The organism is Cetobacterium sp. ZWU0022 (assembly GCF_000800875.1).
Lineage (GTDB): Bacteria > Fusobacteriota > Fusobacteriia > Fusobacteriales > Fusobacteriaceae > Cetobacterium_A.
Genome location: NZ_JRJZ01000059.1, coordinates 40198 through 52789 on the forward strand (window position 1 = coordinate 40198; position 12592 = coordinate 52789).

Here is a 12592-nt window from a genome sequence, read left to right on the forward strand (position 1 = left end):
CTCAATTATTTTAATTTCCATAATTTTTCTAATTTCTCTTCAATCAACTTCTCATATCTATTGTTTCCAGGAATATAATATCTTTTTTTATGTTCTTTATATTTTTGATCAACAAAATTATTCGGATAATCGTGTGGATATTTATAACCAACTGCTCTATCCCCTATATGAATAGGTACTGGTTCTAAATCCCCATTTTCGATATCTTTTAGTGCTTTATCAATAGCTAAATAGCTACTATTACTTTTTGTCGATATAGCCAAATAGATTACTGCTTGAGATAAAATTATTCTTATTTCTGGCATTCCTATCCTTTCACTAGCATTCATAGCACTATTAGCTATTATCATTGCCTCTGGATTAGCCATTCCTATATCTTCACTTGCGTGAATACAAATTCTTCTTGCTATGTATCTTGGATCTTCTCCACCATGAAGAAGTCTTGCCAACCAATAAACAGCTGAATCTGGATCGCTGCCTCTTATGCTTTTTATCATGGCAGAAATAAGATTATATTTATCCTCTTCTTTATGATAAGAAGCTCTTCTTTCTCTAAAAAGATCTATAATCTCTTTTTCACTGTAACCTGCACAGCTACTTTTATAAAGTTCTAAATAGTTCAAAGCTATCCTACTATCACCTTGAGAGATATCTAAAATAACCTCTCTCACCTCTTTTGGAAGTTGAGATTCTAAAAGCTCTTCTCCTTTTTTTAAAATATTATTTATATTTTCTCTTGTAAGGGGCTTAAATTCAAATAATAAGCATCTTGATAAAAGTGCATTATTCAAACTATGATATGGATTTTCAGTAGTAGCTCCAACTAAAATCAGTATCCCCGACTCTGTATAAGAAAGTAGTGCATCTTGTTGGGTTTTATTAAATCTATGTATCTCATCCAAAAATAGAATTGTTCTTTTCCCATATAACTCGAGATTTCTTTTTGCTTTCTCAACTATTTCCCTCAAATCATTTAAACTTGCTATTGTAGCATTTAAAGTTTCAAAGTTATAATCTAACTCTCTTGAAATTATCTCTCCTAAAGAACTTTTTCCACAACCTGATGGTCCATACAAAATCATATTAGAAAGATTTTTTCCCTCTATTATTTTTCTAAGAACACCATTTTGACCTAAAATCTTCTCTTGACCTTGAAACTCATTCAACTTTTTAGGTCTTAAACGAGCTGATAGAGGTTTTGCTTTTTCAAAATTTCCACCAAATATACTTTGCATCTAATCACAACCTATTTTTTAAAATAAAAAAGCGTATTGTGTACCCCAACACGCCTTTAACTCTTTTAACTATTTTACTAGATACAGAAGAAGTGCTGAAAGTATGAATAAAAATGCGACTACTTCAGTTGCTCTGGCTAGTGGTCCTCCGTCTTTTGAAACTCCAAATACTGTATTTGAACCTCCCATTCCCATGCTTCCTGACATTCCATGACTTCTATCTGGCTGTACAAGAACTAGTACTATTAAAGCTACAGCAAATATGAATAAAAATATTGTTAAAACTGCTTCCATAACTTTACTCCTCCCAAGTTTCGTCTTCTATCTTATACAATATTATAATATATATATTCATAAAATAAAAGAAAAAATTATAGAAGTTTTGCAGCTAATTCAGCTAAAGCTGAACGTTCACCTTTTTTTAGAGTTACATGTCCTACAATGCCTTCGTTTTTTAATTTATCTGCTAAATATGTCAACCCATTTGTATCTGCATCCAAGTACGGACTATCAATCTGGTCTGGGTCTCCTGTAAGAACAATTTTTGTATTTTCTCCAGCTCTAGTTATTATTGTTTTTACCTCTAGTGGTGTTAAGTTTTGAGCTTCATCTATTATTACATATCCATTCGGAATACTTCTTCCTCTTATATATGTCAAGGCTTCTATTTTTAACAATCCCATAGTTTGAAGACCTAAAATAACTTTTTCACCTGTTTTTTCTCCTTTTTCACCTGCTAAATAATCTATATTATCATATATAGGTTGCATCCAAGGTCTTAATTTCTCCTCTTCACTTCCAGGAAGATATCCTAAATCTTTCCCCATTGGTATTATAGGTCTTGCGATTAAGAGTTTCTTATACTTTCCTCTTTCTACAACCTGCTCAAGTCCTGCAGCAATAGCTAAGAGTGTCTTTCCTGTTCCAGCCTTTCCAACTAAAGTTACAACTCTTATATTTTCATCCATCAAAAGTTCCATAGCATATTCTTGTTCATCATTTCTAGCTCTTGCTCCCCAAGCTGAAATTTGTCCCTCTAAATTTCTTCTAATTTTTCCACCAATATATCTTCCAGAAGTTTTTTCATCACCACATTTAAATCTCACAAACATATTTTCAGTAAAATGATATCCTTCTCCTAATTCCCAAACATTTATCTTTCCAGCTTTATCAAATTTTGTATATATATCTCTTGGAACTTCAATTTCTACATAACCATCATCTAAAGTTGTATAATCCGTTCTATCAGTTTCATAATCTTGAACCTCTACACCTAAGGAGTCCGCTTTTATCCTCATATTTATATCTTTTGTTATCAAAACCACTTTCATATCTGGATTTTTATTTTTAATTCCTAAAGTTGCCGATATTATCATATTATCTACGGAATCTCTTTTTAAAGCTAGCGGTAGCAATTCTAAATCGTTCTCAATCTCTACTTTGAAAAAAATCCCTTTCTCTAGATTAACACCTTTTGCTATACACCCTTTTTTTCTTATTGCATCTAATTCTCTTGCTGCTAATCTAGCTTGAATAGCTGTTGTACTATTTCTTTTTAGATGGTCTATCTCTTCAATAACAAAAATTGGAACAATAACTTCATTATCCTCAAAACTGTATATACTTCTGTGGTCATGTATTAAAACATTTGTGTCTAGAACATAGATTTTTCTCATAAAATCATCCCCTTAACTGAATTTTTTTAAGAACTCCTTTTATTGCATCTTCTAAAGTCGAATATCCATTTAACTCATCTTTACTCACCAGAGAATCTATTTCCTTTTTACTATATCCTAAAGACTCTAAGGCCATATACAGCTCATCTTCTATTGCACTATTCAGTATATCTCCTGATGGATCTTCCATCGCCATCAAGTTTAAAGTTTTGATTTTATTATTTAAATCTATTATTATTTGTTTTGATTTTTTCTCTCCTAATTTTGGAACTCTTTTTAAAGTTTTAAAATCTTCAGTTAATACAATCTCTCTTATATTATCAATTGAAAATGTAGACATTATTGATAAAGCTAAAGACAACCCTATCCCACTTATACCTATTAACATTTCGAATAACACTCTTTCTCTTTCCTGTAAAAATCCAACTAACTTAAAAGCATCCTCTTTTATTACATTGTATATATATAACTCTCTTTTATCTCCAATTTGTACTTCATCATATGTTTTTAAAGTTATATATACTCTATAGCCTACGCCGTTTACATCTATTCCTAAATATTCTGGTTTTTTTATTTTTACTACTCCGTTTAAGTATTCAAACATTCTTTATCTCTCTCCCTTTAACACTTTTTTTAAGTATTTACTTGTATATCCTTTTTTTGAAGCTGCAACCTTCTCTGGTGTTCCAGTCAAGATAACTTTTCCTCCACCATCTCCACCTTCAGGTCCTATATCAATTATGTAATCTGCATTTTTTATAACATCTAAATTATGTTCAATTATTATTACTGTATTACCTTTTTCCACAAGTCTATTTATAACTTCTAATAATTTTCTTATATCTTCAAAGTGTAATCCAGTTGTAGGTTCATCTAAGATATAAACAGTTTTTCCTTTTGATACTTTTGCTAACTCACTAGCTAATTTTATTCTCTGAGCTTCTCCTCCAGATAAAGTTGTTGCTGGTTGACCCAACTTTATATAATCTAATCCTACATCAACTAATACTTTCAATTTTCTTTCTAATGTCGGTATATTTTGGAAAAACTCATAAGCTTCTCCAACACTCATATCTAAAACATCTGATATATTTTTTCCTTTGTAATAAACTTCTAAAGTTTCTCTATTATATCGCTTTCCTCTACAAACCTCACACTCAACATAAACATCTGGTAAGAAGTTCATCTCTATCTTTATGATTCCAGCTCCTTGACAAGCTTCACATCTTCCACCTTTCACATTAAATGAAAAACGTCCTTTACTGTAGCCCTTCGACTTAGCATCTTTTGTTTGTGAGAATATATCTCTTATATCATCAAAAACTTTTGTATATGTGGCTGGATTAGAACGAGGAGTTCTTCCTATCGGACTTTGATCTATATCTATAACTTTTTCAAGTTTTTCAATTCCTTCAATTGAGTCATACTCTAAAGGATATAGCTTTCCACTATTTAATTTATTAAACAAGACAGGGTATAAAGTTTGATTTATTAAAGTTGATTTTCCACTTCCACTAACTCCTGTTACCACAGTTAAAACTCCCAGAGGAATGTCCACATCAACATTTTTTAAATTATTTCCCTTTGCTCCTTTTAATTTTATGAACTCTTCACTAACTCTTCTCTCTGATGGTATTGGAATCCCTATCTCTCCTTTTAAAAACTTTCCTGTCATTGATCTTTCATTTTTCATAACCTCGTCTGGTGTTCCTGCAGCTACAATCTCTCCTCCAAAAACTCCGGCTCCTGGACCCATATCTAATATGTAATCAGCTTGATACATTGTATCTTCATCATGCTCTACAACAATCAATGTATTCCCTAGCTCTTTTAATCTATTTAAAGTAGCTAAAAGTTTATCATTATCCCTTTGATGTAATCCAATACTCGGTTCATCTAAAACATACAACACTCCTGTAAGACCAGATCCAATCTGAGTTGCTAGTCTTATTCTTTGTGATTCTCCACCAGATAATGTTTTTGTTTCTCTTGCCAAACTCAGATAATCCAATCCCACATTTATCATAAATGACAATCTTTCTTTGATTTCTTTTAAAATCTCTGCTGCAATCTGTCTCTCTTTTTCTGTTAGCTCTATTGTTTCAAAAAATTTAAGTGCTTCTTTTATACTTAATTCAGTTATCTCTATTATATTTTTTTTATAAACTGTTACAGCTAAAACTTCAGGTTTTAATCTTTTCCCATTACAAACTTTACAGATTTTATCAATCATAAATCTATTTTCAATCTCTTCTCTTGAACTTTCAGAAAATGATTCATTATATCTTCTCTCTAAGTTTTTCACTATTCCTTCAAACTCTTTCTCTCCATGGAAACTAAACTCTTTAGAATCATAATCAACTCTAAATTTCTCTCCATTAGTTCCATAAAATATAATATCCATCTCTTTTTTTGTTAACTCTTTTACTGGTTTATCTAAATCAATCTTATATTTTCTGGCCATTGATTCAAAAATTGTCCAAGTATAACCTTTTTTAGCAGAAGCCGCTCCAGGAATATATATCCCTCCCTTCAATATAGAGAGATTCTCATCCTCTAGCAATCTACTTTCATCTATTTCTAATTTCTTTCCAATCCCTTTACACTCTGGACACGCACCAAACGGAGCATTAAAAGAAAATAGTCTGGGATTCAAATCCGGAATGCTTACGTCTTCATGATCTGGACATGAAAAATTTTCACTATATAGCTGTTCTCCATCAGACCAATTTATAATAATTTTTCCTTCCGATAACTCTATTGCTTGCTCAATACTTTCAGTCAAACGCGATTTAAAATCTTTATCTTCCTTATCTACAACTAATCTATCAACAACCACTTCAATGTTATGTTTTTTATTTTTATCTAAATTTATTTCTTCTTCAATATATAAAATTTCTCCATTTACTCTTGCTCTTACAAATCCTTTCTTTACCAAATTTAAAAAAAGATTTTTATGAGTTCCTTTCTTGTCCTTTATAACTGGACTCAAAAGCATCAATCTCTCTCCGTTTTGAAATTTCTCGTAAACATTCTCTACAATTTCATCTACACTTTGTCTTTCAACTAATTTATTACATACAGGACAATGAGCCTTTCCTATATGAGCAAATAGCAATCTCATATAATCGTATATCTCTGTTACTGTTCCTACTGTTGATCTTGGATTTTTATTTGTTGTTTTTTGTTCAATTGATATCGCTGGAGCTAACCCCTCTATACTATCTACCTCTGGTTTTTTCATCTGTCCTATAAATTGTCTTGCATAAGCTGACAGACTTTCAACATATCTTCTTTGGCCCTCAGAATAAATTGTATCAAAAGCTAAAGATGATTTTCCACTTCCACTAACTCCTGTTACAACAACAAATTTATATTTTGGAATCTCTATATCAAAATTTTTCAAGTTATGCTCTCTAGCTCCCTTTATAACTATTTTATCTAACACTTCTACTCCTCCTTTGAAAAAACCCTCTTAAAAAATTTAAGAGGGTCGAATTTAATAATATTCAATTAATCCATTATCATAAAAACTAAAATAGGATTCATCACTCACTATAATATGATCTAGTAATTTTATGTCCACTTTTTCTAATAATTCCTGCATCTCTAATGTCAATTCTATATCTTTTTTAGATGGTGTTAAATTTCCACTTGGATGATTATGAGCAAATATTACACCCTTAGCTCTATTATGTATCGCTCTTTCTACAATCTTCCTTGGATATACAACACTTCTATCTATGGTTCCTTTAAACAGAATTTCATCTGCAACAATTTTATTATCGCTACTCAAGTATATAACTTTGAACTCTTCACTTTTCAAGGATCCTACATCATCTTTTAAATAATTTATAAGATCTGTTTTTCCTTTTAAAGTTTTAAAATCTGCTGATTGTATATTTTTAAAATAATGATTCGACATTATATCTCCAATCACTTTTAAATATAATGCCGTCTCTGTTCCAACACCTTCAATATCTTTCAGATCATTTATCTCTGCTTTTATAACTGTATCTATTGTTTTAAATTTTGCTAATAAATTTTTAGCTATTCCTTTGCAATCCTTCAATTTGATTGAATATGTCAAAATCAACTCTAATATCTCGTAATCCTCTAATCCTTTATAACCAACTCTTAAATATTTCTCTCGTAATCTCTTTCGGTGTCCTTGCATTTGTTCTTTTTCCAAGACAACCACCCCTTATTAGAAATTATTGAAACAAGTCATAAACCTCATCTTTTGTTTTCATAACTTTTGGAATATTCATTGCTGCTTTTAAAATTGGATAAGCTAAAACCGCTCCGGTTCCTTCACCTAAACGCATCTGCATATCTAAAAATGGTTTTAACTCTAAAGCATTCATAACAACCTTCATTCCAGGTTCTTCACTCATGTGAGTCGCTATTAGGTATCCCTTTACTTTAGGCTCGATTCTTGTAGCTACTAAAGCTGCAACACCTGAAATAAATCCATCAATCAACATAGGTTTTCTTTCTAAGGCGGCTCCTAAGTATAATCCAACCATACAAGCTATATCTAACCCACCTACACATCTTAAAACTTCTAGCGCTTCTTTATTAAACAAATCATATTTCTCTACTGAAGTTTTTATTATATCTTTTTTTCTTTTTAGTCCTTCGTCTGAAAGACCAGCACCACATCCAACAACTTTTTCGATATTTTCTTTTGTTAAAGCGTATAAAATTGCTGAACTAGTAGTGGTATTCGCAATTCCCATCTCTCCGTTTGAGAAAAAATCATACTCTTTCTTATTTTTTATCATCTCCACACCAACTTCAATGGCCTTTATTACTTCCTCAATACTCATAGCTGGTTCTTGAACGAAATTTTTTGTGCCATACGCAACTTTTTTCAAATAAAGGTGCTTATATTCTCTTGAAATATCTCCTTTTATTCCTACATCAATCAAATTAAGAGGAATATCTAAGCTTTGACATAAAATACCTATAGCTGCAAACGAGTTTAACATAGCCTCTGAAACAATTTTTGTATATTCCAAAGGGCATGATGATACTCCCTCCTCTATAACTCCATTATCAGCTGAAGCTATAAAGTGACATCCCCTCTCCAACGTGTTTAATGGTTTACCTGTTATTCCTGCTACCGTTACTGCTAGATCCTCTAAGATACCCAAGCTTTTTTGCGGTTTCATCCTAGTATCTAGTATATCTTTACATAACCTCATGGCCTCTACATCTATTTCTTTAATCTCTTTCTGAACTTTTATTAATCTCTTCAATTTATCCCCCTATGTTGAATCCTTTTAATATCGGATATCCATCAGAAAACTCAATTATAACTACTCCTGCATTTTTTACACTAAACTTCCAATATGCATCCAATCCATTTGAAAAATAATGACTTAAAATGGTATTTATAATACCCCAATGAGTAACTAAAACTGTATCTTCATCTAAATTAACTTTTTTATCTATAAAATTTATTGCTCTATTTTGAAGCTCTACAACACTTTCCCCAGTTATGTAATTATAATTTTCCCAACTTTTCTGGCTTTTTTCCAACTCTTCAGGATACTTTTCTAAAAGCTCCTCATAGGTATGTCCCTCAAAAATTCCAAAGTTTAACTCTCTTAAATCTTCATCTACAAAGATTTTTAATTCTTTAGAATTTATTATTTCTGCTGTATCTAAAGCTCTTTTTAAATCACTTGAATAAATTTTATGATAATTAATCTCTTTTAGTATATCTCTCGTTTTTTTAGCTTGTTCTTTTCCCTCTTCTGTAAGTCCTGGGTTTAAAACTCCGTAATAAACACCCTTTACATTGAGTTCTGATTCACCATGTCTAACTAAAATAACTTTTCCCATAAATTTCTCCTCTTATAAAAAGATATACATTAAAACTAGTGATAAAACAGACGATAATTCTAATAACGCTCCTAATGTATCACCTGTTATCCCACCTATTTTTCTTGTCATCAGCTTTCCAAAGAAAAATCCACTAACTCCTAAAATATTTAATATCAAAAATAAATTCAAGAACGGTAATCCAAAATATTGCGCTACTAAATACAATATACCTGTTACTACCGTATATGCTATCGCTGCTCCCGCTTTATCTGTATTTTCAACAAAAGTCTTTCCCATACCTGTTGGTCTTGCATATGGTTCGAAAGCACAATTTATAACTCCATTTATTCTAGATAAGATTGGAACTATCAACATTATAACCCCTTGACTTACTCCAAATAACTCTGAAGTTTCTACTAAAAATGCTATTTTAAAAATAAAGTAAAGAACTAAAACTAAAACTCCATTTGTTCCAACTCTTGAATCTTTCATTATCTCTAGCATTTTTTGTTTACTTCTATAACTAAATATCCCATCAAAAGTATCAGCTAAACCATCCAAATGTAAGCCACCTGTTATTATTACATCTAATGTCACTAATATTATTCCCATTAAAATAGGTGATGGAATAATCGTTTCTAATAATGCTGCAACAACAAAGTTTATAATTCCTATTACTAAACCTACTATTGGAAACCATTTCATTGAATTTCCCAAGGCTTTTGAATCAAATTTATTTCCTCCCGGAAATGGTAATCTTGTCATAAATTTAAAAAGTAAAGCTAATCCGTTCATTTTTTCCTCCAACTCTATTTTAATTTTAATTCTAACCCAGAAACTATTAAGTAAGCTTCGTGGCTTTCTTTTGCTACTAATTGATTTATTCGTCCTCCAATATCTCTAAAATATCTTCCTAATGCATACGGAGGAACTAAACCCATCCCGACTTCATTTGAAACAACCACCATATCTAAAGAACTTTCTTTTATAAAATCAACTAAATTTTGTACCTCAGTTTTAATCTCATCTTCAATAACTCTTAACTCATCTTGAGTGATACTATCCCAGTCTATTTCTCTATCCATAATCATATTATTAGTTACCATATTAGTTAAACAATCTAATAGTACAACTCCTGATAATTTTTTATACTCTGATAATGTCTCACATATATTTTTGTATCCCTCTATTGTTATCCAGTCTTCTCCCCTTTGAATCTTATGAAGACGAACTCGTTCTTTCATCTCATCATCAAATGATATGGCTGTCGCAACATATATTTTTTCTTTTTGCATTTCTAAGACTTTCTTTTCTGCAAAAGAGCTTTTTCCACTTCTAGCTCCTCCAGTTACATATATTATTTTCCCCACTTATATCACCCTTATCCTATAATACTTTAATAGTATCACAATATAATCAAAACTTCAATAAACGAAAAAGAGTGCTTGAATAGTTCAAACACTCTACTTTTTATCTATTATTTTTGGAAATGTCTTTCTAATAATCCTAAGAAAGCTCTTCCATGTCTAGCTTCATCTTTAGCCATTTCATGAACTGTATCGTGAATAGCATCGAATCCTAATTGCTTTGCTCTTTTAGCAATATCGAACTTCCCTGAAGTTGCTCCATATTCAGCTTCTACTCTTCTCTTTAAGTTCTCTTCTGTAGAATCAGTTACTACTTCTCCTAATAATTCAGCGAATCTTGCAGCATGTCCAGCTTCTTCAAAAGCGATTCTTGTATAAGCTTCTGCTACTTCTGGATATCCTTCTCTATCTGCAACTCTAGCCATTGCTAAGTACATCCCAACTTCCATACATTCTCCGTTGAAGTTTGCTCTTAATCCTTCAATGATTTCTTCATCTCCGCAAGCTAATCCCTCTCCAACTTTGTGCTCAGTTGCCCATACTCTTGCTCCTGACTCATCAAATGGAACACACTTATCTAATCCTACTTTACATAAAGGGCAAGTTCCTAAAGCCTCTTCAAATACTTCTCCACATACTGTACATTTTACTTTTGCCATTTTTAATCCTCCTCGATTTTCTCTTATCTATATCTTTTTCTTTTTAAATTTGTTTTAATTTCTTTTTTGTAATTATTACAATTTTGTTCACAAAGATAATATACACCTTTTTCGTAAATATGTCAAACCTTTTTTTACTTTTTTTGTATAAAAAAAGAAAATTAAAAATTATCAGTAAATACATAAAGAACTTTTATAATAACTACCTACTATATTTAAAACTTTAATCTTAAAAGTATTTGATAAATAAAGGGAGGAACTTTATGTTAGTTAGGGTTTTGAGTTCGAGCTATCTTGGAATTGAACCTTTTTTAGTAGAGGTTGAGGTCGATGTAACGAATGGTTTGCCTATTTTTAATATCGTTGGATTAGGTGATACTACGATTTCAGAAAGTAGAGATCGTATTCGTTCTGGAATTAAGAATATGGGATATCTTTTAGAACCTCGAAGAATTGTTGTAAATTTAACCCCTGCAAATATTAGAAAAAGAGGATCACATTTCGATTTACCCATAGCTATCGGTATTATGATCGGAATGAGGTTTATTTCTGACTACACTGGAATTTTACGAGATTATATTATGATGGGAGAGTTATCTTTGACTGGTGAAATCAGACGTGCTGATGGTATTATTAGTGGTGTTTTACTAGCTAAAAGTAAAGGTTTTAAAGGTGTGATTATACCCGAAGAAAATTTGGAGGAAGCTTCTATCATAAAAGATATCGAGATAGTTCCCGTAAAGAATTTAAGAGATGTTGTTAAGTTTATTGAGGAAGGGATTATCAGAAGCAAGAGAGTTATAAACACCTCTAAGTTTTCAGAAAATCTACTTGATATGTGGGATGTAAAAGGCCAAATCAGAGCAAAAAGAGCTCTAGAAATTGTTGCTGCTGGAGGACATAATATTATTATGATTGGGGCTCCTGGAAGTGGAAAGTCTATGCTTGCTAAAAGATTGACGACCATTTTACCTCCTATGTCCGAGAAAGAGATTATAGAAACTACTAAAATCTATAGCATTGCTGGGGAATTAAGTGAAAGGGTTCCTATCGTTACCAATCGACCATTCCGTGACCCACATCATACATCAACAGCAACTTCTATAATTGGTGGTGGGCGAACTCCTAAACCAGGCGAGATTAGTCTTGCAAATAATGGAGTACTTTTTTTAGATGAATTTACAGAATTTGATCGAATCGTAATTGAGAGTTTAAGAGAACCCCTTGAAGAAAAACGAATATCAATAACTAGAAGTTTAGGAAAAATGGAATTCCCTGCAAAAATTATATTTGTTGCGGCCTGTAATCCATGCTTCTGTGGTCTTGGATTTGATGAAGAACTATGCACCTGTACTCCATATGATTTAAGAAGATATTCTAAAAAACTATCCGGACCTATTATAGACAGAATAGATTTATACGTTGAAATATATAGATTAAATGATAAAGAGATTTTAGATGAAGAAAGAGGCGACTCTTCAAAAGTTATTAAAGAGCGAGTTATTCGTGCTCGAGAAATACAAAACTTAAGATTTTCCGGAAATAAATTAAATCGCGATATGAATAATTTTGAAGTAGAAAAATTTTGTACTCTAGATAAAGAGTGTGAAAATATTATTAGAACTGCTATCAGAAGTTTAAATCTATCTATGCGAACTTATCATAAAATATTAAAAGTAGCTCGAACCATTGCCGATTTAGATAATGCGATCAACATTGAAAAAAATCATTTATTAGAAGCTATCAATTTTAGAAAAAATTAAAAAAAGCTCTGCCACTTTTGTGACAGAGCTAATTTTTTGATATAATAGTTACACCAT

At 31.4% G+C, this 12592-nt stretch carries 12 protein-coding genes; 1 reads left to right on the forward strand and 11 read right to left on the reverse strand.

What is annotated here, in order from left to right; all coding sequences use genetic code 11:
- Positions 1 to 5: 5 nt before the first annotated feature.
- The 11 genes from L988_RS05620 to L988_RS05670 all read right to left on the reverse strand — a co-directional run bounded on the left by L988_RS05620 (position 6) and on the right by L988_RS05670 (position 10772).
- Positions 6 to 1235 carry a replication-associated recombination protein A gene (locus L988_RS05620; protein WP_047382445.1) on the reverse strand — a complete coding sequence of 410 codons (1230 nt, stop codon included), beginning with the start codon at positions 1233 to 1235 and terminating at the stop codon, positions 6 to 8.
- Between the two features lie 69 nt (positions 1236 to 1304).
- Positions 1305 to 1529: a preprotein translocase subunit SecG gene (secG, locus tag L988_RS05625; protein ID WP_047382446.1), complete on the reverse strand. Its 225-nt coding sequence runs from the start codon at positions 1527 to 1529 to the stop codon at positions 1305 to 1307.
- Between the two features lie 77 nt (positions 1530 to 1606).
- Entirely contained in the window at positions 1607 to 2911 is a 1305-nt protein-coding gene (locus tag L988_RS05630) for a PhoH family protein (RefSeq protein WP_047382448.1), read from the reverse strand.
- Between the two features lie 4 nt (positions 2912 to 2915).
- Positions 2916 to 3515 carry a Holliday junction branch migration protein RuvA gene (gene ruvA, locus L988_RS05635; RefSeq protein ID WP_047382449.1) on the reverse strand — a complete coding sequence of 200 codons (600 nt, stop codon included), beginning with the start codon at positions 3513 to 3515 and terminating at the stop codon, positions 2916 to 2918.
- A gap of 3 nt (positions 3516 to 3518) precedes the next feature.
- Positions 3519 to 6359, reverse strand: a complete 2841-nt coding sequence (gene uvrA / locus L988_RS05640; RefSeq protein WP_047382451.1) for an excinuclease ABC subunit UvrA — start codon at positions 6357 to 6359, stop codon at positions 3519 to 3521.
- 51 nt (positions 6360 to 6410) lie between these two features.
- The gene (gene radC / locus L988_RS05645; protein WP_047382453.1) at positions 6411 to 7103 is read right to left on the reverse strand and encodes a DNA repair protein RadC; all 693 of its coding nucleotides are present in this window, start codon (positions 7101 to 7103) and stop codon (positions 6411 to 6413) included.
- 22 nt (positions 7104 to 7125) lie between these two features.
- Positions 7126 to 8175: a nicotinate-nucleotide--dimethylbenzimidazole phosphoribosyltransferase gene (gene cobT, locus L988_RS05650; protein WP_047382454.1), complete on the reverse strand. Its 1050-nt coding sequence runs from the start codon at positions 8173 to 8175 to the stop codon at positions 7126 to 7128.
- A 1-nt stretch (position 8176) separates the two neighbouring features.
- Positions 8177 to 8764 carry a histidine phosphatase family protein gene (locus L988_RS05655; protein ID WP_047382455.1) on the reverse strand — a complete coding sequence of 196 codons (588 nt, stop codon included), beginning with the start codon at positions 8762 to 8764 and terminating at the stop codon, positions 8177 to 8179.
- Between the two features lie 12 nt (positions 8765 to 8776).
- The gene (gene cobS / locus L988_RS05660) at positions 8777 to 9541 is read right to left on the reverse strand and encodes an adenosylcobinamide-GDP ribazoletransferase (protein WP_047382456.1); all 765 of its coding nucleotides are present in this window, start codon (positions 9539 to 9541) and stop codon (positions 8777 to 8779) included.
- Between the two features lie 14 nt (positions 9542 to 9555).
- Positions 9556 to 10116, reverse strand: a complete 561-nt coding sequence (gene cobU, locus L988_RS05665) for a bifunctional adenosylcobinamide kinase/adenosylcobinamide-phosphate guanylyltransferase (protein ID WP_047382458.1) — start codon at positions 10114 to 10116, stop codon at positions 9556 to 9558.
- 107 nt (positions 10117 to 10223) lie between these two features.
- On the reverse strand, positions 10224 to 10772 hold the full coding sequence (locus L988_RS05670) for a ferritin family protein (RefSeq protein WP_047382460.1): 549 nt from the start codon (positions 10770 to 10772) through the stop codon (positions 10224 to 10226).
- Between the two features lie 263 nt (positions 10773 to 11035).
- Here L988_RS05670 and L988_RS05675 point away from each other — a divergent pair, with 263 nt between their 5' ends.
- Positions 11036 to 12535 carry a YifB family Mg chelatase-like AAA ATPase gene (locus L988_RS05675; protein ID WP_047382461.1) on the forward strand — a complete coding sequence of 500 codons (1500 nt, stop codon included), beginning with the start codon at positions 11036 to 11038 and terminating at the stop codon, positions 12533 to 12535.
- The last annotated feature ends 57 nt before the right edge of the window (positions 12536 to 12592 follow it).

Bases quoted from the DNA above. Each gene is read 5' to 3' on its own strand.
- L988_RS05675 (WP_047382461.1), top strand. From the start codon at position 11,036: ATGTTAGTTAGGGTTTTGAGTTCGAGCTATCTTGGAATTGAACCTTTT.
- L988_RS05670 (WP_047382460.1), bottom strand. From the start codon at position 10,772: ATGGCAAAAGTAAAATGTACAGTATGTGGAGAAGTATTTGAAGAGGCT.
- L988_RS05620 (WP_047382445.1), bottom strand. From the start codon at position 1,235: ATGCAAAGTATATTTGGTGGAAATTTTGAAAAAGCAAAACCTCTATCA.
- secG (WP_047382446.1), bottom strand. From the start codon at position 1,529: ATGGAAGCAGTTTTAACAATATTTTTATTCATATTTGCTGTAGCTTTA.
- ruvA (WP_047382449.1), bottom strand. From the start codon at position 3,515: ATGTTTGAATACTTAAACGGAGTAGTAAAAATAAAAAAACCAGAATAT.
- L988_RS05655 (WP_047382455.1), bottom strand. From the start codon at position 8,764: ATGGGAAAAGTTATTTTAGTTAGACATGGTGAATCAGAACTCAATGTA.
- cobS (WP_047382456.1), bottom strand. From the start codon at position 9,541: ATGAACGGATTAGCTTTACTTTTTAAATTTATGACAAGATTACCATTT.
- L988_RS05630 (WP_047382448.1), bottom strand. From the start codon at position 2,911: ATGAGAAAAATCTATGTTCTAGACACAAATGTTTTAATACATGACCAC.